The organism is Microcoleus sp. PH2017_05_CCC_O_A, assembly GCF_020738785.1.
Taxonomy (GTDB): domain Bacteria; phylum Cyanobacteriota; class Cyanobacteriia; order Cyanobacteriales; family Microcoleaceae; genus Microcoleus.
Map to the genome: position 1 here is coordinate 19,008 of NZ_JAEQCB010000019.1, position 23,120 is coordinate 42,127.

14 protein-coding genes and 1 pseudogene are annotated in these 23,120 nt (G+C 44.5%); 6 read left to right on the forward strand and 9 right to left on the reverse strand.

From position 1 onward, the window contains the following. Positions 1–25 precede the first annotated feature (25 nt). Positions 26–697: a phosphoribosyltransferase family protein gene (locus JGK20_RS06285; protein WP_293210430.1), complete on the reverse strand. Its 672-nt coding sequence runs from the start codon at positions 695–697 to the stop codon at positions 26–28. Between the two features lie 220 nt (positions 698–917). On the opposite strand from JGK20_RS06285, the gene JGK20_RS06290 reads away from it, so the two are divergent. Together JGK20_RS06290 and JGK20_RS06295 are read left to right on the forward strand one after the other, a co-directional pair. Beyond that, positions 918–1,604, forward strand: coding sequence for a uracil-DNA glycosylase (locus JGK20_RS06290; protein WP_293176108.1), 687 nt, complete (start codon positions 918–920; stop codon positions 1,602–1,604). A gap of 209 nt (positions 1,605–1,813) precedes the next feature. Beyond that, positions 1,814–3,625 carry a bifunctional serine/threonine-protein kinase/formylglycine-generating enzyme family protein gene (locus JGK20_RS06295; protein WP_293191182.1) on the forward strand — a complete coding sequence of 604 codons (1,812 nt, stop codon included), beginning with the start codon at positions 1,814–1,816 and terminating at the stop codon, positions 3,623–3,625. A gap of 23 nt (positions 3,626–3,648) precedes the next feature. On the opposite strand, the gene JGK20_RS06300 is transcribed toward JGK20_RS06295, so the two are convergent. The 3 genes from JGK20_RS06300 to tyrS all read right to left on the reverse strand — a co-directional run bounded on the left by JGK20_RS06300 (position 3,649) and on the right by tyrS (position 6,423). Continuing rightward, entirely contained in the window at positions 3,649–4,230 is a 582-nt protein-coding gene (locus tag JGK20_RS06300) for a hypothetical protein (RefSeq protein WP_293176104.1), read from the reverse strand. 9 nt (positions 4,231–4,239) lie between these two features. Further along, entirely contained in the window at positions 4,240–4,959 is a 720-nt protein-coding gene (gene pyrF / locus JGK20_RS06305) for an orotidine-5'-phosphate decarboxylase (protein ID WP_293229801.1), read from the reverse strand. Between the two features lie 231 nt (positions 4,960–5,190). After that, positions 5,191–6,423: a tyrosine--tRNA ligase gene (gene tyrS / locus JGK20_RS06310; protein WP_293229834.1), complete on the reverse strand. Its 1,233-nt coding sequence runs from the start codon at positions 6,421–6,423 to the stop codon at positions 5,191–5,193. Positions 6,424–6,742: 319 nt separating this feature from the next. Here tyrS and JGK20_RS06315 point away from each other — a divergent pair, with 319 nt between their 5' ends. Beyond that, entirely contained in the window at positions 6,743–8,662 is a 1,920-nt protein-coding gene (locus JGK20_RS06315; protein ID WP_293176100.1) for a transglycosylase domain-containing protein, read from the forward strand. A 13-nt stretch (positions 8,663–8,675) separates the two neighbouring features. Here JGK20_RS06315 and JGK20_RS06320 read toward each other — a convergent pair whose 3' ends face one another. After that, positions 8,676–10,109, reverse strand: a complete 1,434-nt coding sequence (locus tag JGK20_RS06320) for a transposase (RefSeq protein WP_293176098.1) — start codon at positions 10,107–10,109, stop codon at positions 8,676–8,678. A gap of 51 nt (positions 10,110–10,160) precedes the next feature. Between JGK20_RS06320 and JGK20_RS06325 the strand changes: the two are divergent. Then, a pseudogene (locus JGK20_RS06325) lies at positions 10,161–10,286 on the forward strand (transposase); the annotation flags it as partial. A 191-nt stretch (positions 10,287–10,477) separates the two neighbouring features. On the opposite strand, the gene JGK20_RS06330 reads toward JGK20_RS06325, so the two are convergent. The 4 genes from JGK20_RS06330 to JGK20_RS06345 form a co-directional block, all read right to left on the reverse strand. Beyond that, the gene (locus tag JGK20_RS06330) at positions 10,478–10,801 is read right to left on the reverse strand and encodes a DUF1825 family protein (RefSeq protein ID WP_293176096.1); all 324 of its coding nucleotides are present in this window, start codon (positions 10,799–10,801) and stop codon (positions 10,478–10,480) included. A gap of 300 nt (positions 10,802–11,101) precedes the next feature. Further along, entirely contained in the window at positions 11,102–11,719 is a 618-nt protein-coding gene (gene lepB / locus JGK20_RS06335; protein ID WP_293176094.1) for a signal peptidase I, read from the reverse strand. 151 nt (positions 11,720–11,870) lie between these two features. Continuing rightward, complete coding sequence (locus JGK20_RS06340) at positions 11,871–14,348, reverse strand: ATP-dependent Clp protease ATP-binding subunit (protein ID WP_293176091.1); 2,478 nt, start codon at positions 14,346–14,348, stop codon at positions 11,871–11,873. Positions 14,349–14,945: 597 nt separating this feature from the next. After that, the gene (locus tag JGK20_RS06345; RefSeq protein WP_293205590.1) at positions 14,946–15,167 is read right to left on the reverse strand and encodes a hypothetical protein; all 222 of its coding nucleotides are present in this window, start codon (positions 15,165–15,167) and stop codon (positions 14,946–14,948) included. Between the two features lie 953 nt (positions 15,168–16,120). On the opposite strand from JGK20_RS06345, the gene JGK20_RS06350 reads away from it, so the two are divergent. Together JGK20_RS06350 and JGK20_RS06355 are read left to right on the forward strand one after the other, a co-directional pair. Then, the gene (locus JGK20_RS06350; RefSeq protein WP_293205588.1) at positions 16,121–16,453 is read left to right on the forward strand and encodes a hypothetical protein; all 333 of its coding nucleotides are present in this window, start codon (positions 16,121–16,123) and stop codon (positions 16,451–16,453) included. Positions 16,454–17,201: 748 nt separating this feature from the next. Continuing rightward, complete coding sequence (locus JGK20_RS06355; RefSeq protein ID WP_293229804.1) at positions 17,202–22,541, forward strand: AAA family ATPase; 5,340 nt, start codon at positions 17,202–17,204, stop codon at positions 22,539–22,541. Positions 22,542–23,120: the final 579 nt, after the last annotated feature.

Below are 23,120 nucleotides of genomic sequence, written 5' to 3' on the forward strand. Positions count from 1 at the left end.
TTTGGATGTAGCCTTCCAGCTTAACCTACGATCGCCATTCAATCTGTCGCTGCAAACACACCAAAGCCTCCGCCGTCTCCACCTGCGGAAACTGGGCGTAAAAGCGGCTAACACTGTAAAAAGGGTGAGGAGTCTCCAGAATAATCGACTTATCGCTCATTTGCGCCAAAAATCCCATCAACTCTGGCGGGGCGACGGGCGCGCAAATCCACAAAGCCATCGGTTGCTGCGACTGCAAAGCCTGCGCCGCCACAGCCACCGTCATCCCCGTCGCAATCCCATCGTCCACTAAAATCGCCAAAGACCCCGCTGCGCTGACATTGGGCCGTCCCGAAGCCAAATCTGCCAACAGAGATTGAGCGCTATTTTCAGCCTGCTGGAGTGCTGATTTTTGCAAGCGTAAATTTTGCTGATTTTGCTTTTGCCAGAGAACCTGGCCGTCAGCAGTTGCAGCCCCGATCGCCAATTCCAAATTATCTGGGCGAGTAATTTTCTTGGCGACAACCACATCCAAAGCACAGCCCAAGCGGCGCGCAATCGGTACAGCAACCGGCAAACCCCCGCGCGGCAAGGCGTAAACAATCGGTTTAATAGTATCCTGTGTTGTTAAATTCAACTTGCCGAGCTCGCCTGCAACTGCCTCGGCCAGTTTTTCGCCTGCATCGGCGCGATCGTCAAAAAACGGGTTAGAGAACATATTTTTGCCTGTACGAGCAAACCCGATCTAAACTATAACTCTAGCTTCCCCAAAATCCCCTCTATCTTTAACAGCGGACAATTGACGGTGCACAATTAGAGCAAAAACCTAGATCGGATTTTCGCTGTCAACTATCAACTATCAACTATCAACTGTCAACTATCAACTATCAACTATCAACTATCAACTGTCAACTGTCAACTATCAACTGTTTAAACATATGTCCAGCGACTTGCAACTCAGCCTTTTTGACAGCAATCAAAGTGCTGCTTTCCAAAACGACTCAATACCAGCAAATGCCAAAATTCCCATTCCCGCCGGCACCTATCAAAACATGGAACAAATCGGCGAACACTGCAACCGCTGTCACCGCTGCGAATTGGGAAATACCCGCACTCACGCCGTCATCGGGCGCGGCAATCCTCAAGCCTCGATTTTGATTGTGGGAGAAGCGCCCGGACAAAATGAAGATGAAACCGGATTACCCTTCGTAGGGCGATCGGGCAAACTGTTAGATAAGATTTTAGAATCCGTAGAATTGAGCACAGAAACCGACGCATTCATAGCCAACGTCATCAAATGTCGCCCTCCCAACAACCGCCCTCCCACAGCAAAAGAAATCGAAGCTTGCAAACCATACTTGCTCGAACAAATTCGCATCTTAGACCCCAAAATCATTTTATTAACTGGTGCTACAGCCCTAAAAGGTTTGTTAAGCGACAAGCGACCAATTAGTAAAATTCGAGGTCAATGGATTGAATGGGAAGGACGTTTGTGTATGCCAATTTTTCACCCATCATACTTGTTGCGAAATCCCTCCCGCGAACCGGAAACACCAAAATGGTTTATGTGGCAAGATATGCAGGCAGTAAAAGCTAAATTGGATGAATTTAAAGCAGTAAGTTAAAGAGAGCATGATAAATCTCGCTTTTACCAGAGTCTCGATCCCCCTAAATCCCCCTTAAAAAGGGGGACTTTGATGTTCACTCTTGTCCCCCCCTTATTAAGGGGGGCTAGGGGGGATCGAGGGTCTAATCGTCAAACAGTAGCTTGTTGGCAACTGGTATTAAAATAGGTAAATTATGTTAATCTAAAAATATTAAACCAAAAAAAATTATGAGTCAATGCCTTAATCCCGACTGCCTCCATCCCAACCCACCCATCACCCAATTCTGCCAAAAATGCGGAAACAAACTGCTACTCGGAGACAGATACCGTGCAGTAAAATACATTTCCGAAGGAGCTTTCGGCCGTACATTCAAAGCCGTAGACGAACATCGACTCGATACAATTTGTGTAATCAAACAATTTCTCCCGCAACTACAAGGGAATGCCGCCATCCAGAAAGCGACGCAGTTATTCAAACAAGAAGCAGTCAGACTGCGAGATTTAGGCAAACATCCTCAAATCCCCGATCTATTGGCATTTTTTGAACAAAATAAACGCTTCTATCTAGTACAAGAATTTATAGACGGTGAGGATTTATTAAAAGAATTAGAGCAGCAGGGAAAGTTTAGCGAAAAACAAATTAAACAATTACTGAATGAATTGCTACCGATATTAGATTTTGTTCACAACCAAAAGGTAATTCACCGAGACATTAAGCCGGAAAACATCATTAGAAATTCTCACGGTTCTTTAGTATTGATTGACTTTGGAGTTGCCAAGGAATTGAGCGGTAGTGTTTTGACTAAAGTGGGAACTGTAACTGGCACTCCTGGTTATGCGGCACCGGAACAAATGCAAGGTCATGTTTTTCCAGCGAGTGACTTGTACAGTCTTGGTGTAACTTGCATTCGGTTATTAACCGGATGTTTCCTGAAAGAGATAAATGGAATTTTGTTTGATGAACTTTTCGATCCGATGCAAATGCAATGGAACTGGAAAAACAAGACAGTTCATCTCAACAAGGACTTGGCAAAAATTTTAGATAAAATGATACTATTTCCAGTTGGTGCGCGCTATCAATCAGCAGGAGAAGTATTGCAAGCTCTTGATTCAATCTCAGTATTACCCAATCAAATATTAGCACCACTACCGCCAGCAAAACCCGTTCATTCTTCAGCAGCAGCTAATAAAATATCAGCTAAATTTAAACCAAAAGCCTCTTACTTCAAATCCTTTACTGAAGACTTGGAAAATGGCGTGCAGTTAGAAATGATAGGAATTCCCAGTGGAACCTTCACAATGGGTGCGCCAGACATTGAAGCAGAAAGCCAATATAAAGAAAAACCTCAACATCCTGTCACAATTCAACCTTTCCTTTTCGGAAAATATGCGATCGTACAAGCACAGTGGAAAGCCGTTGCTAAATTGCCACAAATTCAATATCATCTCAACCCAGACCCCTCTAAATTCAAAGGCAATAACCTACCAGTAGAAAATGTCTCTTGGTATGAGGCGGTGGAATTTTGTGCTAGGTTATCTAAACATACTGGACGCAATTATCGCTTGCCCACTGAGGCAGAATGGGAATATGCTTGTCGTGCTGGTACGACTGCACCGTTCTATTTTGGTGAAACAATTACTACAGATATTGTTAACTATAACGGTAATTACTCTTACAATAATTCACCAAAAAGTCAGTATCGAGAACAAACTACAGATGCAGGCAGTTTTTCTCCCAATGCTTTTGGTTTATATGATATGCACGGGAACGTCTGGGAGTGGTGCGTTGACCCCTGGCACGGTAGCTATTACGGAGCACCAACTGATGGTAGCGCCTGGGATGAAAAATGTAATGATAATCGCTATCAAAATTCTATTGAATTATTAGTAAAATCTCAAAATAATAAAATAGCAAGGGTGCTGCGCGGGGGGTCGTGGCTTTACCATCCGAGGAATTGCCGTTCTGCTTTTCGCTTTTTCAATACGCCGGAATTTGACTATCATGACTGTGGTTTTCGAGTTGTATGTGTTGGTGTATGAACTTCTCAACCCTTGATACTTTCTCATTTTGCATAACAATCTCGCAACCACAAACGAATCGCCTCAGCAATTGCGCTTTTTTCGTTTTCTGCCGGCGACAACGGACTAACATCCGCCACTGTACCAAACCTAGAAACAATTTTTACTAATTCCCAGCCCTTCTCTGTTTTAGCTAAAAACAGCCAGTGATATTGCTGAATCTCGACTCGCTTTCCTCCGCGATATTGCAGTTCCAAAGTAGTAATAAAAACTTGACTGGCATTTTCGGGAAGTGCTTCTGCAAAATTTAAAGGTAGCGGTTCAAACTCCGGGCGACCTGCTAAAATTATTTGACGCTGCACGTCACCGATCGCCCTAGAATTGTTAGGAGCAAAGCCCGATCGCACAATTACCCGGTTAGCATAACTCGGCAAATCCTGCAACAGGCGATCGACTAAAGCTTCCAAATCAGCCGGACAGGGCGATCGCGCTAACAAACTGTACCGACTTGCGTTTATACTGCGATCGCCATTTGTGACAAAATTAGCAGCCAAAGTCGGACTTGCAACCGCAGATGTTAGCAGATAAACACAGATGAACGCGGATGGAAGTTGATCTGTGTTCATCGATTCTGTTTATCCAATCTCTTCACAAATCCGCGCAAAAGCCGCCACCGGATCGTCGGAAGCCGTAATCGGCCGCCCAATCACCAGATAATCAGCACCAGCTTTTAAAGCAGCCTTCGGAGTCATCGATCGCCTTTGATCGCCTCCATCAGCCCATTTTGGACGAACCCCCGGACAAACCAACAAAAAATCATCCCCGCAACTCATTCTTAACTGTTCCGCTTCTTGGGGAGAACAAACAGCACCAGCTAAACCTGTTTCCTTAGCTAACAATGCCATGTGCAAAGCATATTCCGGCAACTCTAAAGGTATCTTTAACTCGAAAGCCAACTGTCGCGAATTCAAACTCGTTAACAGCGTAATTGCAATCAATTTAGGAGTCGGTTTCTCAACCGCCGCCGCCCCTTCTACCAAAGCTGACTGTGCCGCTTTCAAAGCATCTTTACCACAAGTAGAATGGATGGTCAATAAATCTACATTGTATTTAGCAGCAGCACGACAAGCACCCGCCACAGTATTCGGAATATCGTGAAATTTCAAATCGAGAAAAATCCGTTTTTCCCGTTCTTTCAGAATCTCGATAATTGCCGGCCCGCAGCTAACGAATAACTCTAAACCGACTTTCCAGAATGATACGTCGGGCAGTTTGTCGATCAGGGCGATCGCACTTTCCAAACTCGCAACATCCAAAGGAACAATAATTTTATCTGCGATCGTAGTATCTTTCATAGTAAGAACTTCATAGTAGATTGGTGTCAAAACGTCAAACGTAGTCACAGACTGCTGTTTGGGGTTCGGGTCTAGATCCCCCCTAACCCCCCTTAAGAAGGGGGGGACAAGAGTATTCTCAAAGTCCCCCTTCTTAAGGGGGATTTAGGGGGATCTGGCCTCGGAGCAAAGCGAGATTTATCAAGGGTTATAGACTTAAGTTGACACCAATGGCGGTTAACAAATCCCAACTCAATCCACTAAGCGGACAAACTTATTTTTGCCTACTTGCAAAACTTTACCGCATAAATCACCTGGTGATTCAAAGGTAAGATTAACATCCGAAACTTTCTCACCCTCCAACTTCACTCCGCCGCCCTGCATCAACTTCCGTGCATCGCCGCTGCTCTTACAAAGCCCGCTAGCACTCAGAATATAAAACAACTTGGCCGGAAACTCCACGCTTGCTAAAGAAAACTCCGCCACAGCATCAGCTTGTCCCGCCGCACCTTTGATTAGCGCGATCGCATCTTGTTGTGCCCGATCGCCCGCTGCTTTCCCAAAATACTGACTTACCACATCCACAGCCAAAAGTTTCTGTTTTTCGCGCGGATTTTCTGGCAATTCATCAAGTGGCAAATCTGTCAATAGCTCGAAATACTGGGCGATCGAGCGATCGGCAATTTTCTCCAACTTAGAATACATCGTCAGCGGATCTTCCGACAAACCGACATAATTATTCAAAGACTTCGACATCTTTTGCACGCCGTCAGTCCCGATCAAAATCGGCATCAGCAAACCAAACTGCGGTTTCATCCCAAAATGCCGCTGCAAATCTCTTCCCACCGCAATATTAAACTTTTGGTCAGTTCCGCCCAACTCCACATCGGCTTCCAACACTACTGAATCGTAACCCTGCATTACTGGATACATAAACTCGTGCAGGAAAATCGCATTTTCCTGCTGCATCCTGTTATCAAATCCCTCTTTAGCGAGCATCTGCTGCACCGTCATCGTGCCTAGCAGTTCCAAAATCTTCGCCATGTCCAATTTTGACAACCACTCGGAGTTATAGCGAATTTCCAAACGTCCGGGCGTGTCAAAATCTAGAATCGGACGCACTTGGTCTAAATAAGTCTTGGCATTTTCCGCCACTTGTTCGGCTGTCAACTGAGCGCGCGTCTCCGACTTCCCAGTCGGATCGCCAATTCTTGCGGTAAAATCTCCGATGACCAGTACCGCCGTGTGGCCTGCATCCTGAAAAGCTCGCAGCTTGCGGAAGCAAATGCTGTGTCCCAAGTGAATGTTCGCCCCTGTGGCGTCGATTCCCAGTTTGACTCGCAACGGTCGATCGACATTTGCCAGCAGTTGGGCCAGATTTTCGTCAGGGTTGCTAGAATCAGGTCGATCGGGAAAAATCTCGCTGATGCCGCGGTAAATTCCAGAAAAGTTAGGAGAAATCATAAAAGAGCGATCGTCCATCATTATATTTTGCAAAAGTGCAGCAGAATTAGTTACACTCACTGATTGACACATAAACACACAACTATCAAGCTACTATAATCTCAAAGCTGACCAGCTTTTATTAGCAAACCCATCCAGAAAGGGATACCAGCCCCGACAAGAGTCGCGGACATCCCACAATTTTAGACTAAGGTTCAAACTCCTAAATTTATCAGTGGAGTAAATCTAAAATCTAAAATCTAAAACCTAAAATCTAAAATCGATCAACTGACAGCCTCCAGCCTTGCCATCTAAAATTAAAAGTCTTAAACCCCAAATCGAGTGAGGAAGTGAAATCCACGTGTCAACCAACGCAGTCCGCAAAAATACGGAAAACCCAGCCCCTGTATTCGAGTTTGTTCAGTCAGTCAGCAAAGTGACCGCCGGAACCATACTCAGCATGACCATGCTTGCCAGTTCCGTAGTCGCCGGCGGACTGGTTGGCCTAGCGATCAGCTTCCGCAATTTGCCAGATGTTCGCATCTTGCAAACCTACTCTCCCACCGAAACTACCCACATTTATGACATCAACGGCCGCCCCCTAGCCAGCATCCACGATGAAGCTAACCGGGATGTCGTACCCCTTGAAAAAATCTCCCCGAACCTGAAACGGGCTGTTCTGGCGATCGAAGATAGCAACTTCTTTACCCACAAAGGTATCAACCCCGGCGGGATAGCCCGAGCTCTCATAGTCAACCTAGAGAAAGGTAGAACCGTTGAAGGCGGCTCGACTATGACGATGCAGCTAGTCAAGAACTTGTTTCTATCTCCCCAATCAAAATTTAGTCGCAAGATAGCTGAAGCGGTAATGTCTATCCGCTTGGAGCAAATTCTTAACAAAGACCAAATTATGCAACTGTACCTAAATCAAATCTATTTAGGTCACAACTTGTACGGCGTAGAGACAGCTTCTCGAAGCTATTTCAACAAGTCAGCCGAGAATTTGAGCCTTGCAGAATCAGCGATGCTGGCCGGCTTAATTTCCGCTCCCGAAGAATACAGTCCTTTTGTCAACTACAAGTTGGCAAAAGAACGGCAGGAAATCGTTTTAACCCGGATGAGAGAACTCAAATGGATTACAATAGCTGAAGAAGCAAGCGCCCGAGCGCAAAAAATTAAGCTGGGCAAAATCACTTCTTTTGGTGGCTCTCAAGTTCCTTACGTCACACAAGCCGTAGTCCAGGAGTTGACACGGCGTTTTGGGCGAGATGCCGTCCTCAAGGGTGGAATGCGCGTTCAAACTACGATCGACCTCAAACTACAGCGCATCGCCGAAGAAACCGTCAAAGCGTGGCACGATCGACTTTACTATCAAGGACTTTTTTACGATCGCGACCAAGGTCAAATTGCCCTAGCAGCCGTCGATCCCCGCACCCACTTCGTCAAAGCAATGGTTGGTGGCGTCGATTACCAAAAGAGTGAATTCAACCGCGCCATTCAAGCACGCCGCCAGCCCGGATCTTCCTTTAAGCCCTTCATCTACTACGCTGCCTTTGCTACAGGCAAATACGGCCCCGATTCAGTTGTCTACGACTCCCCCGTCGGCTACCGCGACGGCGACGGATACTACTACCCTCAAAACTACGGCGGCGGCTTCTCCGGTGCCGTCAGCATCCGCAGAGCTTTGGAAGTATCACTGAACATTCCCGCTGTCAAGCTCGGCCAAGAAGTCGGATTGAATAAAGTAATTGAAATTTGCCGGGTGCTCGGCATCAGAAGTCCCATGGAACCCGTAGTTTCTTTACCCTTGGGTGCAGTTGACCTCACTCCTTTAGAAATGGCCGGAGCTTTTGCTACCTTCGCCAACAACGGCTGGCATTCCGACACCACATTTATCGTGCAAGTCACCGACAGCAGCGGCAACGTCTTGCTTGACAACACGCCCAAACCAAAATTAGTTCTCAACGCCTGGGCTGCGGCATCCGTCAACAGCGCCCTGCAAGGAGTAATTTACAACGGTACTGCCAAGGCTGCCCAAATTGGGAGGCCCGCTGCTGGGAAAACTGGCACAACTTCCTCAGAAAGGGATATCTGGTTTGTGGGTTACGTGCCGCAGTTGTCGGTGGCTGTTTGGATAGGCAACGACGATTACACACCGATGAGCTACGGTGCTACTGGCGGTACAATCGTTGCCCCTGTTTGGCGCGATTTTATGAGCCAAGCTTTGCAGGGCGTTCCTGAAGAAGATTTCAAACCTGCTTCATCTTTTGAACGACCGTGAACGAACCTGACGGTCAACTGAGTACAGTTAGACCGCAGGCTTCTTTTTCCTTTTTTGCAAAGGCTTTTTTGAGTGACGGAGTTCCCCCGCCACTTTGATCGCTCAGACCAATTTTCTTGATAAGTTTGGCTGAATTTTCATCTCGATCCAAAGACTCACCGCACTGACAAGAATGCCATCTTTCCGATAACTCTTTTGGTACTTTATTGAGGCAATTCCAACAATACTGAGAAGTTCCCTTCGGCTCGACAAACAAAAGATTTTTACCCAATTTCCAGGCAACATACTTGAGAACATTAGCAAACTGACCGTGAGCAGCATCAAGCATTGATTTATTCAAGCCGCTTTTGGCAGATTGACCGTTTGGCAAATAAACTAAATTACCATTGTCGATCTCGGTTTTAGTTTTAGCGCGTCTTGTCAAATTCTTGATACTCAAATCTTCAGCCACCAAAACATCGCATTTACGAAACAATTCATGTGCCGTCTTGAATTGAAAATCAAGTCTCGCTCTAGCTACAAATTGATGCAGTCTAGAAATCTTGCTTTTTATAACTTGCCAAGGTTTAGAACCCTTGACTCTACTAGCTAGCTTCGCCTGAAGTTTTGCTAATTTCTCGGCAGATTTCCTCAAGAATCTAGGATTTTCAATTCTTTCGCCATTAGAAAGGTAAGCGTAATTAGTAATTCCCAAGTCAATACCAAGAGTGTTTTCATCAGTCGGTTGAATTTCTGCAACCGGCACGGGAACCGTCTTATCTTCTAGCGTCAGGGAAATATACCACCCGTCCGCTTCTCTAATAACTGTCCCCGTCTTAACCGTTAATCCTGTTGGTATTGGACGATGGAATGCCATCGGTATTTGACCTATTTTGGCAAGGTTAATGCAAATCCTATTTTGCTCATCCTTGGCGATATCTAAATTATCTAATTGAGGATAAGTAAAAGATTTGTAGTAGTGAAATCCTTTAAATCGGGGCTTGCCTCTACGATTGCCATTTTTGTCGGGTGTGGTGAAATTTGAAAAGGAAGTTTCCACTCGGTTAATCACATCCTGCAAAACTTGAGAATTCAAAGTTTTGTAATCAGGAAATAGCTTTTTAGTATTTTTTAGATCGGCTAACTGGATGGTTTGCCACTGCACGTATCCGCCTTCAATATTCGAGAAAACATCACCTTTCCTGGTCAAAGGATTGCCTGATTCATCTTTCTTTCTGCCATCTCTAGTTTGCACTCTAGTCAGAGGAATATTTTGGTAAATTTCCTCAACAGGCACTATGGAAGCAATTAAAGGGCAGGCATTGACAGGCGTTCTTGTGGACTCCCACCATCTGAATCTTTCACTCAATCGGTAGTTGTACTGCCGGCGACAAAGCTCTAGATGAGTCGAAATTGTTGCTAGTTGGGCTTTCGTAGGTTTGAGGCGGTATTTGTACGTCAGTTGCATGAAAACTTCCTTTTTTTCGACCTTCCCACAGTATAGAGTGAATTCCCTGAAAGGGTGAATGAGTTTTATCGTAAAGATGTTTTGTGGAGCAGTTCGTATTTTATTGCTTCTTGCCGAGGTGTTACCGTCTCCATACTTAGGAAGTATATTGAGAATCAAGACTCTCCCAAAGATTGATTTGCGGTAACTGAGTCTAATTGTCGGGCTGGTGTTCCTCCGACCGACGAGCCTTTCATCCCTACGGTAATTTAGTCGGGGTACGGAGCGTAGCAATTGAGATTCATCCCCTCTAAATACACCGAGGGACTTCCCGGCTGCTAGTTAATTATCAGTTGACAGTTGACAGTTGATAGTTGTCAATTGTCAACTTATGATTGCTTTTCCAGTTCAGATTTCATCCGCTCCAGCGTTGAGTTCATTTGCTCAAACATCTGCTGGGGCGTGATGCCAAATTGATTTAGCTGTGTTTTTAACTGCTCTACAGTCATCTGAGCCATGAAGTCTTCAGACAGCTCGAAGCGCTTCATAAAAATACGGTAGCGATCCATCATTGATTCCATCTGAGCGATGAACATCTTCTTGCCTTCGCGATCGAATTTGCCGTAATTCCCGCCTAGTGCGACGAGAGATTGATAGTCTTCAAACAACAGCTTGGCTTCTTGCTGAACAATTTCTGAATCAAAAAATCCCATAGCTTTCCTAATTTTTAATATTGAAGTGATTTTGATCTAGGCGGGAAATCCCGCTGCTTTTGGTACTATTTTATCAGTTGCCGGAGGAACTCTCTACCGCTCAAGGCGCAAAAATCAGTAGAAATTTCCGTACAGGATAAGGCATGGGCATCGGGAATTGGGAATTGGGAATTGCGAAGTCGAGGGATGGGGCATGGGGTCTTTATGGCATTGGGCTTGCAATAACAACTGACAACTGACAACTGACAACTGACAACTGACAACTGACAACTGTCAACTGTCAACTGTCAACTGACTTCTTCAAACTTGTCCGATACGCTCAAGTGGCCAAAACCTCAATACAGCCCGGCCGATGATATTCTTTTTAGGTAAAAATCCCCACCTGCTAGAGTCGTTACTGTTGTTGCGGTTGTCTCCCATCACGAAGTATTGATTTTCCGGGACGACATAAGGCCCCCACTGGTATTTAGGAGGTTCGGCAATATATTTCTCAACGAGGGGTTTGTCGTTGAGGTAAACTAGACCTTTTTTCACAGCTACTGTTTGACCTGGTAAGCCAATTACCCGCTTGATAAATGCTTGGTCTGCGGTAAAGCCTTGTTCTTGCAACTGTTCCGGCGGCGCAAATACTACGATGTCACCAGTTTTTGGAGGTTCCAGGTAGTAGGATATTTTTTCGACTACGACGCGATCGCCCACGCGCAAAGTTGGTACCATAGAATCTGAGGGTATGAAGCGCGGTTCTGCCACCAACGCTCGAATCACTATTGCTAAAGCCAAAGCAATAATCACAATCTGAAGATTTTCTCGCTGCGATTTCCACGCTTTTTGCCACCACGGGCTTGTGCTGAGCGAAGTCGAAGTATCAGGTAGGTTTTCTGCTACTTCTGTACCAAAATTCTTTTCTTCAGATGTCATTTACTCCTCCTATAATTTTATTGACTCTTATTCATAAAAAAGGCAGAGAATTAAGATTCTCTACCTTTTTTATATGCTGATTTTGAGTTATTTACGATCGCGCAATTTGCGATCTTAAAACTTTACTCGCGATCGCACTTACTCAACGCACTTACTCAGCGCCTTGGGGCAGCAATTCCCGTTTTTGACCTTGCAGCACCTTGACAATTCCATCGTCGCCCACATCTACAACAGCGATATCGCCATCTTTGATGCGGCCAGAAAGGATTTCCTCAGCCAAGCTGTCTTCCAACAACCGCATGATCGCGCGGCGCAGGGGCCTGGCTCCGTAGCTGGGGTTATAGCCTTCTTCTACTAGCCGTTCCTTGAATTTTTCGGTCACTTCCAGAGTGATTCCCTGTTCTGTCAAGCGGCCGAACACTTCTTTGAGCATGATAACGGCAATTTCCTTGACTTCTTCCCTGTTCAACTGACGGAAGACGATAATTTCGTCAAGTCGGTTGAGGAATTCTGGGCGGAAGTAGTTCTTCAGTTCTTCGTTAACCAAGGAGCGAATGCGGTTGTAATTAGCATCAGCTTGGTTGTCGCCGAACTCGAAACCGAGGCCGCCGCCACCTTTTTCAATGACCTTAGAACCGATGTTGGAGGTCATGATCAGCAGCGTGTTTTTGAAGTCCACGGTACGACCTTTGGCATCTGTTAAGCGGCCGTCTTCCAATATTTGCAAGAGCATATTGAAGACATCGGGGTGGGCTTTTTCGATTTCGTCAAACAACACGACGGTGTAAGGACGACGACGAACTGCTTCTGTCAGTTGTCCGCCTTCGTTGTAGCCGACATAACCAGGAGGAGAACCGATAAGTTTGGAGACGGTGTGACGTTCCATGTATTCGGACATATCCAACCGAATCATGGCGTCTTCGGAACCGAAGAAGTAGCCGGCTAAGGCTTTCGTCAGTTCGGTTTTGCCGACGCCTGTGGGCCCGGAGAAGATGAAACTGGCGATCGGGCGATTGGGATTTTTCAAGCCAACGCGAGCGCGGCGGATGGCACGGGAAACGGCTTTCACTGCTTCTTCTTGACCGATCAAGCGCTGGTGCAAGGTATCTTCCATGTGCAGCAGTTTTTCGGATTCAGATTCAGTCAGTTTGTTGACCGGTACGCCCGTCCAGCTTGCGACGATTTGAGCGATATCTTCTTCGGTAACTACTGGCGAAGGGTCGGTTTCGCCGGTGCGGGCCGAGTCAGTTTTTTTGGCTTGGGAAATCGCGCGAATTTCGGCTTTGATCGTCATTTCGCGATCGCGCAATTCACCTGCTTTGTCAAAGTCTTGAGAACGCACCGCTTCGTCTTTATCTTTCAGGACTTGGCGGAGTTCTTTATCAAGTTCCTTAGCTGCGGGCGGCAGTTGGGAGTTGATCAGGCGGACTCTCGAACCAGCTTCGTCTACCAAGTCAATTGCTTTGTCTGGGAGGAAGCGGTCAGAAATATAGCGGTGAGACAGTTTGGCGGCAGCTTCCAGGGCTGTATCCAAAATTTTCAGCTTGTGGTGCTGTTCGTAGCGTTCCCGCAAACCGAACAGAATCTCGATCGTCTCGTCAACGGTGGGCTCGCCGACCATCACGGGCTGGAAGCGCCGTTCGAGGGCTGCGTCACGCTCGATGTGCTTGCGGTACTCATCTAAGGTTGTAGCCCCGATACACTGGAGTTCGCCTCTAGCCAAAGCTGGCTTGAGAATGTTCGCTGCGTCGATCGCCCCTTCAGCCGCACCAGCACCGATCAAAGTGTGCACTTCGTCAATCACCAAAATCACGTTACCCGCCGTGCGGATTTCGTCCATGATTTTTTTGAGGCGTTCTTCAAATTCCCCCCGGTATTTCGTACCAGCTACGAGCAAGCCGATATCGAGGGTAACGACGCGCTTATCTTCGAGGATATCTGGGATATCGTTGTTAGCGATGCGCTGGGCCAGACCTTCGGCGATCGCAGTTTTGCCGACTCCAGGTTCGCCAATAAGTACCGGGTTATTTTTAGTACGGCGACCGAGGATTTGAATTACCCGTTCGATTTCTTTTTGCCGTCCGACTACGGGGTCAAGCTTACCATCAACCGCCATTTGAGTCAGGTTGGCACCAAATTCGTCCAATGTTGGGGTTTTAGTGCGAGCTCCGCCGCCGGTGGCTGCGACTTCTGCCGTTTCTCCCAGCATCCGAATCACTTGGGTGCGGACTTTCGACAAATCTACTCCCAGATTTTCCAGGACTCTGGCCGCTACTCCTTCACCTTCACGAATCAGGCCGAGCAGCAGGTGTTCTGTACCTATATAATTGTGTCCGAGTTGGCGAGCTTCTTCGAGGGACAGTTCTAGAACCCGCTTGGCGCGAGGGGTGAACGGAATTTCGACTGCTACGAAGCCCGAACCGCGCCCGATGATTTTTTCGACCTCAATCCGAGCATCTTTGAGGTTGACCCCCATTGATTTGAGGACTTTGGCTGCAACTCCGGTTCCTTCTCCAATCAGACCCAGGAGGATCTGTTCTGTCCCTACGAAGTTGTGACCCAGGCGGCGAGCTTCTTCCTGGGCCAACATGATTACTTTTATTGCTTTTTCTGTGAAGCGTTCAAACATGGTTTATTCCCACCTGCTATGTGCCCGTTTTGAGGTCACGCTCGCACAACGAGCGTTTTTGTTCGAGTGTTAACTCGTAATGCTAATTCTAGCGCGACACTCCCACCGCGAAAGCCGCACTCGGCTGCGGTTGCAGATTCCAGGCTCATGTTGCAGGGTGGCTTTCAACTGGGAAGACCCAAATGGTGGCTGACCTACAACCTCCCCTAGACTGCAAGAAGATTGCTCTTCTCGGCCTGTGCCCAACCTACGACTACGTATTGATGGATTCTAGCACAATGTTTTTGATATGAAGTCTATTAATCCAGTCGGATGCGCGATCTTTTGTTAACTTGAGCTTGCTTTAAACTCTGTTCTCATTTTCTCCCGAACAACTTTTAGACCGCTGCGCGATCGATCGCTATTGTCCAAACACAGACACGCTACATATAACGTCCCTGCGTAATTCCTGTTAGTTTTTGTTGCAAAGTAATGCGATCGGTTGATACAATATTTTCTATAATTGTCAACGCAGAGCGACTATTTTCGAGATAAATCTATCCCTAGTCACGAGCCCCAAAAATTACCCACGGCTGATGGGGTTTATCTCTGAGAAATTCACCTTGCCAAGCATACTGAAGGTTGTTCTTCTAAAAATTGTTGAGCATTAAATGTTGAACCGTCCGGATGTCCGTAGCGACCCAAGAAACTCATTTCTTTAGCCATTGTACTATCCGTTACTTTACCATCATTAGCTCCATAAGGATAGTAAGGCCCAAATTCTAGAGGATTAAATGGAGCAGGATCGCGATCGTCAGTTCTTTGTGAAGTTTTGCCCATTCCTCTTGCTCCTAATGCAGATCTCTATCTGTATTATCGACATAGATTAACTTCGCTGTTGATAAGAGCTGACGATCGAGTAACATCATCAGAAGTTAAACTTAATCATAAGACCCCAAAAACCAGTTTCTAGAGGCTTCTGAGTCGTCGGTGCGATCGACCTATCTACTCGTTCTACTCGTTACTAGGCTCTGCCTGGTAATGCAGATCCGGAGGCTCTGCCTCCAATTTTCGCGATCGCAAGCCAAGAGAATAGAGAGTTTATCCATAATATTAAAGAATAGTTAAATTTTAATACAAAATACTAAAACTCTCAAAAACATATGATATAAAGGTTGAATTAATAGTAGGGTTCGCTCGCCAAATCGCAACCGTACTCAAATTCACCTCTGTTTCATCGTTAAGGAGGGAAAATATGCAACAAAGATTTTAGTGATCGTCCGATGGTGGCAAAAACACAATAGCTCACATCATTTAAACTGTCTAAGTCGGAAAATCAACCAACAACCAATTCAACGAATGTCAGGAACTCAGGGAATCAACGCCACTGAGCTTGTAAGAAATTGCAAGCTGTTCTGACCAGACCCCTTGAAAAAGGATACGTTATTTAGGTCACGACACCGACGAATGCGACGCCAGTTTTCCGCTCTGTCATCTGCGATTAAACAGTTTTAAAGTCACTGAAACAGTGTCGCAGGTCTAACAAGCCTTTATAACCAGGTCGAGGCGAACATTACCCCGTAAGGGAGGCTCCAAAAGAGCAAACATTATGCGTACAGGGTTGCAAGGTTTGAGGCGGTAACTGTCCTGCCGAAAGTACATTACAAAAGTACACCAAGTTAAGCAACTCCAAGGCGGTAATGGATAAAGAAAGATTCAAGGCGGTTGAAACCGCCGGGTCGTTTCCCTCTCAGGACTAAAGTCTCTGAGTTTCCCACTTACCGAGCTATTTTATGACAAATACTAATTCTACCTTTTCCAACTATCCTCAATACATCACAAGAGGAGGCGATACGGCTTTTGCACCCCCTTACATTCTCAATGAGACAAAACTCTATGGATTTGTCTTGGAAGGAACCTCGGAAAATTTACAGAATCTCTGCAACAAATATCTCAATATACCAGGCCAAGATCAATTCCAATACCGTCCTGCTGCTAACCGTGTGCTGATGGTATTTGATACGATCGCGCACATTAATTCTACACAACCTCCCGGCAGTGACAAAGGTTTCTTCTCTGAAACAGGGGAGGTCATGTTTTGGGTATTGACTGAGGCAGGAAAATAAGAGGGAGGGAAATTTGTGGTCGATCACCACACTTGGTTTATTCCCTATATTTTTGTCGATTATACACCAGCTAATGCTTTTCAACCCATAGCTTCATTGTCTTTGAAGACGAAGATAAACATGGTCGTTGAGCTCCTTGGAATTTACATTTTCCTTACTTTAAGAATGAATTTCCTTGGTTCGATCGAGATATTAAAGCTGGTTCCCCCTGGGAATACATTTTCAAGATGCTTGAGTTCATGCTACATATGTACTCTCAGTTTTGGCGGATTAATATTACTCCTTCAGAGCGTTATGTATTGTCTGTTCCTGGTAGCTACCAGTTTCGTCTCCGCGCCGATGGTTCCAGGTGAGATAATCGCCCTCGCGGGTTCAATAACCTCTACCTAACAGGCGATTGGGTCGATAATAGTTTCAATTCTGGGGTATCGAAGCGACTACGATCGCAGGAATGCAAGCAGCAAAGGCTATTATCACACAACAGTTCAGCCAGGAATATCATCGGCAGCAAAATTATGGGCGAGAATGATGCTTCGCCAAAACCTCGATCGCTTAACTTCTCGATCGCAGAAGGAGATTAGGCAAAGAAGATAGAGTAAAATCAAAACCACAGGGGAAAAGTATTCAGATATAGCGCAGTATCTTGCCCGCGATAGTTCCCCATTCAGCTTTTTAATGCCAAAGTTTTGGGAGTATTTCCATCTTCGCAGTTTGGAAATACTCCTTGTAGCACCTTACTATAAAAAAAATGCTTAAACTTGACGGCTACCAAATTCTCACTCAAATCTACGAAAGTAACAACTCCAATGTTTATCGAGGCATCCGCCAAGACGATAACCAACCCGTTATTCTCAAATTCCTCAAAGAAGACTATCCCACACCTTCGGAACTCACCCGCTATAAACAAGAATATGAAATTACTCGGAATTTGAATCTTGATGGAGTCATTAAGGTTTATGAATTAAAACCCTATAAGCGGACTTTAGTTATTATTCTTGAGGATTTTGGCGCGTCATCTTTAAAACACTTGATGAATGAGTGTAAGGCAGCAAGCACGCCGGCATTTCCCCTACAGGAATTTCTTCGCATTGCTATTAAAACGGCTGAGATTTTAGGCAGTATTCACGCAGAAAATATTGTCCATAAAGATATTAACCCGGCGAATATTATTTTCAACCCAGAAACCGGGCAACTCAAAATTATTGATTTTGGTATTTCTACAGTCTTAACCCGCGAAAACCCTACCCTGAAAAATCCCAATGTTTTAGAAGGTACTTTAGCATATATTTCACCAGAGCAAACGGGAAGAATGAACCGTTCCCTAGATTACCGCACCGACTTTTACTCCCTCGGTGTCACTTTCTATGAGTTACTAACGGGACAACTCCCTTTTGAAACCACGGATGCACTGGAGTTGGTACATTGTCACATCGCCAAAGTGCCAATATCTCCCAATATAATTAATCCAGAAATTCCCCAAGCCATCTCAGATATCGTGGTGAAACTGATGGCAAAAACGGCTGAGTATCGATACCAAAGTGCTTTTGGAATCAGAGTTGATTTAGCAGAATGTTTGCATCAGTTAGAAACCAAAGGAAATATATCAGATTTCTATTTGGGTACTCAAGATATTTCTGACCAGTTTCAAATTCCCCAAAAACTCTACGGGCGCGAGGCAGAAGTTGAAGCCTTACTGACAGCTTTTGAGCGAGTAGCAACCCCCCTTTCATCCCCCCTTAGCAAGGGGGGACAGAGGGGGGTAGAAATGATGTTGGTGGCTGGTTATTCTGGCATTGGCAAATCATCGCTAGTAGCCGAAATTCACAAACCAAATACCCGACTGCGCGGCTATTTTACGGCGGGCAAATTTGACCAATTTCAAAAGAGTATTCCTTACTCGGCTGTTGTCAAGGCCTTTAAGGGATTGGTGCGGCAACTATTAACTGAAAGTGAAGCACAACTCGAACAATGGCGAGAAAAACTTAGAGCTGCTTTTGGTGCAAACGGTCAAGTAATTATTGATGTAATTCCCGAAGTAGAACTGATTGTCGGCGAACAGCCACCCGTGCCAAAATTAGGGGCAAGCGAGTCGCAAAATCGGTTTAATATTGTCTTCGGTAACTTCATCCGAACATTTTGTACAAAAGAGCACCCCTTAGTCATATTTCTCGATGATTTACAGTGGGCAGACTCCGCGACACTTAAGTTAATAGAACTGATGATGACAGACGCAGATATGCAATATCTGTTTTTAATTGGAGCTTATCGGGATAATGAGGTTAGCCCAATCCACCCTTTGATGATGACGCTTGATGGATTGCTCAAAGATGGAGCCACTATCAATTATATTACCTTAGCACCTTTAGAGCTAGAAAATATTAGTCAACTGATTGCCGATACATTATATAGCAACACTGATTCGGTAAAAACCTTGGCAGAGCTAGTGATGCAGAAAACAGGTGGTAATCCATTCTTTGTCAATCAGTTTCTCAAAACCCTGTACGCAGAAGATCTAATAACTTTTGATTCTCAACAGCATAGTTGGCAGTGGAATATCAACCAAATTGAAGCACAAAATATTACTGATAATGTTGTAGAATTGATGATAGGCAAGTTAAAAAAACTGCCCCCCCTCACACAGCAGGTTTTACGTTTAGCATCTTGTATAGGTGCTTCTTTCCACTTAAGCACTCTTGCTATCGTTAGTGAAAAACTCAAAGAGGTAATTTTCCCCGACCTAGTTGTGGCAGTTCAGACCGGATTCATCTTGCCGACATCAGAGTTAGATCAAAACCTATTAATTCAAGATTATAAATTTCTGCATGACCGGATACAACAAGCATCTTATGCTCTGATTGATGATGATCGGAAAAAAGCAGTGCATCTCCAGATTGGGCGGCTGTTGCTGGCGAATGTATCTGCTGAGGAACTGCCAGGAAAAATCTTTGAAATAGTCGATCATTTGAACTTAGCTGGGGAATTAATTGCTGATGAATCGGAACGGGTTGAATTAGCACGATTGAACTTGGAAGCAGGGAGAAAAGCCAAAGCTTCAACGGCTTACGCGGCTGCTTTAGAGCAATACTTTACTACGGGAATAGAGATGTTGCCGACAGATGCTTGGCAAGAGCATTACGATCTGACTTTTAGTTTATATCGAGAACGGTCTGAATGTGAATATCTATGCGGTAACTTTGAAAAAGCAGAAGAGTTATTTGGCTTGATATTAACTCAAGTTAAATCTAATGTAGAAAGAGCCGAAATTCAGAATATTCGTTTAGTTTTGTATGATAATACAGGCAAATTTGTAGAAGCTGTTGGCATTGGATCGGAGGCTTTAAAATCCTTGGGATTAAGTTTGCCTACAACCGATAAATCGGAAATTTTGTCTGCCCTTGACTTAGAGTTGGAGTTATACAGAGCCAATCTGGAGCATATCAAAGTTTCTGAGCTAATTGATGCCCCAGAAATGTTCGATCCAGAGATTAGAGCTTGTATGACTCTCTTAATGAATATTACTGGGCCAGCTTATTTCGTAGATCAAGATTTGTTGGCTTTGATTTCATTAAAAATGGTCAATCTTTCTCTGGAAAACGGCAACTCAGATGTATCGGCTCATGGATATGCTTTTTGGGGATTCTTGGCAGGTGCGAGATTAGTTGATTATGAAGTGGGTTATGAATTTGGTCTATTATCGATGAAGCTCAACGAGCGATTTCATAATGTTAATTTGGCTTGCAAAGTTTTTAATATGTTCGGTGGTCTGATTAATCCCTGGCGAAGCCATCTTAAAAAAGGAATTCCGTTTCTGAGGAATGGCTACCTAGCTGGAGTGGAAACTGGAGATGTTTATGTCAGCTACAATTCTTACCATTTGATTCTGCAAAGAGTTCTATGTTCTGATAATTTTGATAGCATTCTTGAAGAATCTAACAAACATCTTGAATTTCTAAAGAAAATAAAAAATAATGTTTTTGCTGGTATTCAGCAATTACAGCGGCATTTCATTTTAAATTTACAGGGATTAACCCTGGATAAATTTTCTTTTAGCGATGAGTATTTTGATGAATTGCAGTGCCTCCAGATGTGCGAGGAAAAATCTTTTATGCCTGGAATAGCAGCTTATAACATCTTTAAAGCCCAAATTGTATTTTTCTATGGTGATTATGAAAACGCTTTAGAATATATTAAAAAAAGCGATGAAATCATCGTTTTTATTTCAGGTATTCCCACTCAAGGCGAACATTATCTTTACTATCCTCTAATTTTAACGGCTCTTTATCCCACTGCTACCGATGCACAGCAGCACGAATATGGGGAAATTATTAAAGCCTGTCAGCAAAAGATGAAAATTTGGGCAGATAATTGTCCTGAAAACTTCCTGCATAAATATCTACTGGTGGAGGCAGAAATCGCTCGCATTACAAATAAAGAAATAGAATTGACATGGGACTTGTACGATCGCGCCATTGCTTCAGCTCATGAAAATGAGTATATTCAGAATGAAGCTTTAGGTAATGAATTGGCAGCTAAATTCTGGTTAGGGAAAGGCAAAGAGGAAATTGCCCAACTTTACATGAAAAAAGCCCATTATGGCTACCAATTTTGGGGTGCCAAACGCAAAGTTGAGGATTTGGAGCAGAAATATCCGCAGTTGCTACCCAAGGTATCTGCCAAGAAAAAAACTGATTTGCAGGCTACTGCTACTGGGATAGCTTCTTCAAAAACTGGAGGAAGTTCAGATATAGACTTGTCCACAGTTATCAAAGCTTCCCAAGTTCTTGCTGGTGCAATTGTCCTCGACCAATTATTAGCAAAATTAATGAATATTGTGCTGGAGAATGGAGGCGCACAAACAGGTTTACTGATGTTATTAAACAATGGTAAGTTAACTATTGAAGCGACTGGTCAATTCGATCCACAAAAAGTGGAAGTTTTGCAATCTATTGCTGTTGAAGACTGCGACGATGTGCCAATGGGGATGTTTAAATATGTCGAAAGAACTCAGGAAGATATAGTGCTATCAGATGCTACCAAAGAGGGTATATTCATTAGTGAACCTTATGTTGTAAAAAATCAGCCTAAGTCGGTTTTATGTGCTCCTATTATCAATCAAGGCAAATTGCTCGGCATTCTGTATCTAGAAAATAATTTGACTGCTGGGGCATTTACGATCGAACGTTTAGAAGTCCTTAAAGTTCTATCTTCCCAAGCTGCTATTTCGATTGAAAATGCCTTGCTGTATCGCACTTTAGAAGATAAAGTCAAAGAACGCACGGCTCAACTAGCTGAAGCGAATCAAGAAATTAGCACTCTCAATGAACTCCTGAAACAAGACAATCTGCGTATGAGTGCAGAACTCGATATTGTCAAACAACTGCAACAAATGGTATTACCCAAACAGTCAGAATTAGAAGCAGTTGACGGCTTAGAAATAGCTGGCTTTATGGAACCAGCAGACGAAGTTGGTGGCGATTACTACGACGTATTGCAACAGGATGGTCAAGTCAAGATTAGTATTGGCGATGTCACCGGACATGGTTTAGAAAGTGGCGTGTTGATGATTATGGCACAAACTGCTGTCAGAACGCTTCAGAAAATGAACGAAACCGATCCAGTGAAATTTTTGGATGTTATAAATCAGACTCTTTATGACAATCTCCAGCGCATGGATTCCCCGAAAAATATGTCTCTCGCCATCTTAGACTATGCCGGAGGTGTGCTGAAATTGAGCGGACAACATGAGGAAACGATCGTAGTGCGTGCTGATGGAACATTGGAGTGCATAGACACGATGGATTTAGGATTTCCCATTGGCTTAGTAGACGAGATTAGCGACTTTGTTGCTCAAGCAGAAGTGCAGTTAAATCCTGGGGATGTGGTGGTGCTTTATACTGATGGAATTCCTGAAGCTTTTGATATTAATAAAGCGCAGTACGGATTAGAGAGATTGTGGCAAGTTGTGATTGAAAATCGTCAGCTTTCGGCCGCAGAAATTCGGGAAGCTGTGATCGCTGATGTGCGGGAGTATATTGGTGTTCAGAGGGTGTTTGATGATATTACTTTGGTGGTGTTGAAGCAGAAATAGAGTGTTTATTAGCATGAGTTGGCTAAATTCTACTTTTCCTAGTTTTGCAATCTTCGTTACAAGGTACGTAGTTGCGCTTCAGCGCTCTTTCTAAGATTAGGAAAGAGCGCTGAAGCGCAACTACGTACCTAATTTGTCTGACGACAATAAAACCACCCTGTTTGGTTCGGGGGGTTAGGGGGGATCTGTCTTAGGTGAACCGTATTGGTCTATAAATCTCCATAAACTTACTAATTTCTAGAGCAAAATAGCCATAAGTTACTCTTAAAATAATTAAAAATTTTTCTCTATTATAATGCCAATGTGCATCTTTTGAAAGTTTAATTAGTCTTTCTTTTGGCTCTTGAGACAGATGGTTTATGGCTGGCATATATCTGGCGATCGCTTGCCTATGATATCAATTCCGTTAGCATCTGAATTATTAGCAGCCAAAATGAGGAGACGGCAGTGCCGTGTCCCTACAATTGATCGTGGTAGGGACACGGCACTGCCGTCTCCTCTATATCATTCCGATGGAGCCGGAATTGATATGATATGTTGATATTCTACAATATAGATGCACAGCAGCTTAGAATCTGC

Bases quoted from the DNA above. Each gene is read 5' to 3' on its own strand.
- pyrF (WP_293229801.1), bottom strand. From the start codon at position 4,959: ATGAAAGATACTACGATCGCAGATAAAATTATTGTTCCTTTGGATGTT.
- JGK20_RS06345 (WP_293205590.1), bottom strand. From the start codon at position 15,167: ATGGGCAAAACTTCACAAAGAACTGACGATCGCGATCCTGCTCCATTT.
- JGK20_RS06330 (WP_293176096.1), bottom strand. From the start codon at position 10,801: ATGGGATTTTTTGATTCAGAAATTGTTCAGCAAGAAGCCAAGCTGTTG.
- JGK20_RS06355 (WP_293229804.1), top strand. From the start codon at position 17,202: ATGCTTAAACTTGACGGCTACCAAATTCTCACTCAAATCTACGAAAGT.
- tyrS (WP_293229834.1), bottom strand. From the start codon at position 6,423: ATGATGGACGATCGCTCTTTTATGATTTCTCCTAACTTTTCTGGAATT.
- JGK20_RS06300 (WP_293176104.1), bottom strand. From the start codon at position 4,230: ATGAACACAGATCAACTTCCATCCGCGTTCATCTGTGTTTATCTGCTA.
- JGK20_RS06295 (WP_293191182.1), top strand. From the start codon at position 1,814: ATGAGTCAATGCCTTAATCCCGACTGCCTCCATCCCAACCCACCCATC.
- JGK20_RS06340 (WP_293176091.1), bottom strand. From the start codon at position 14,348: ATGTTTGAACGCTTCACAGAAAAAGCAATAAAAGTAATCATGTTGGCC.
- JGK20_RS06285 (WP_293210430.1), bottom strand. From the start codon at position 697: ATGTTCTCTAACCCGTTTTTTGACGATCGCGCCGATGCAGGCGAAAAA.
- JGK20_RS06320 (WP_293176098.1), bottom strand. From the start codon at position 10,109: ATGCAACTGACGTACAAATACCGCCTCAAACCTACGAAAGCCCAACTA.
- JGK20_RS06290 (WP_293176108.1), top strand. From the start codon at position 918: ATGTCCAGCGACTTGCAACTCAGCCTTTTTGACAGCAATCAAAGTGCT.
- lepB (WP_293176094.1), bottom strand. From the start codon at position 11,719: ATGACATCTGAAGAAAAGAATTTTGGTACAGAAGTAGCAGAAAACCTA.
- JGK20_RS06350 (WP_293205588.1), top strand. From the start codon at position 16,121: ATGACAAATACTAATTCTACCTTTTCCAACTATCCTCAATACATCACA.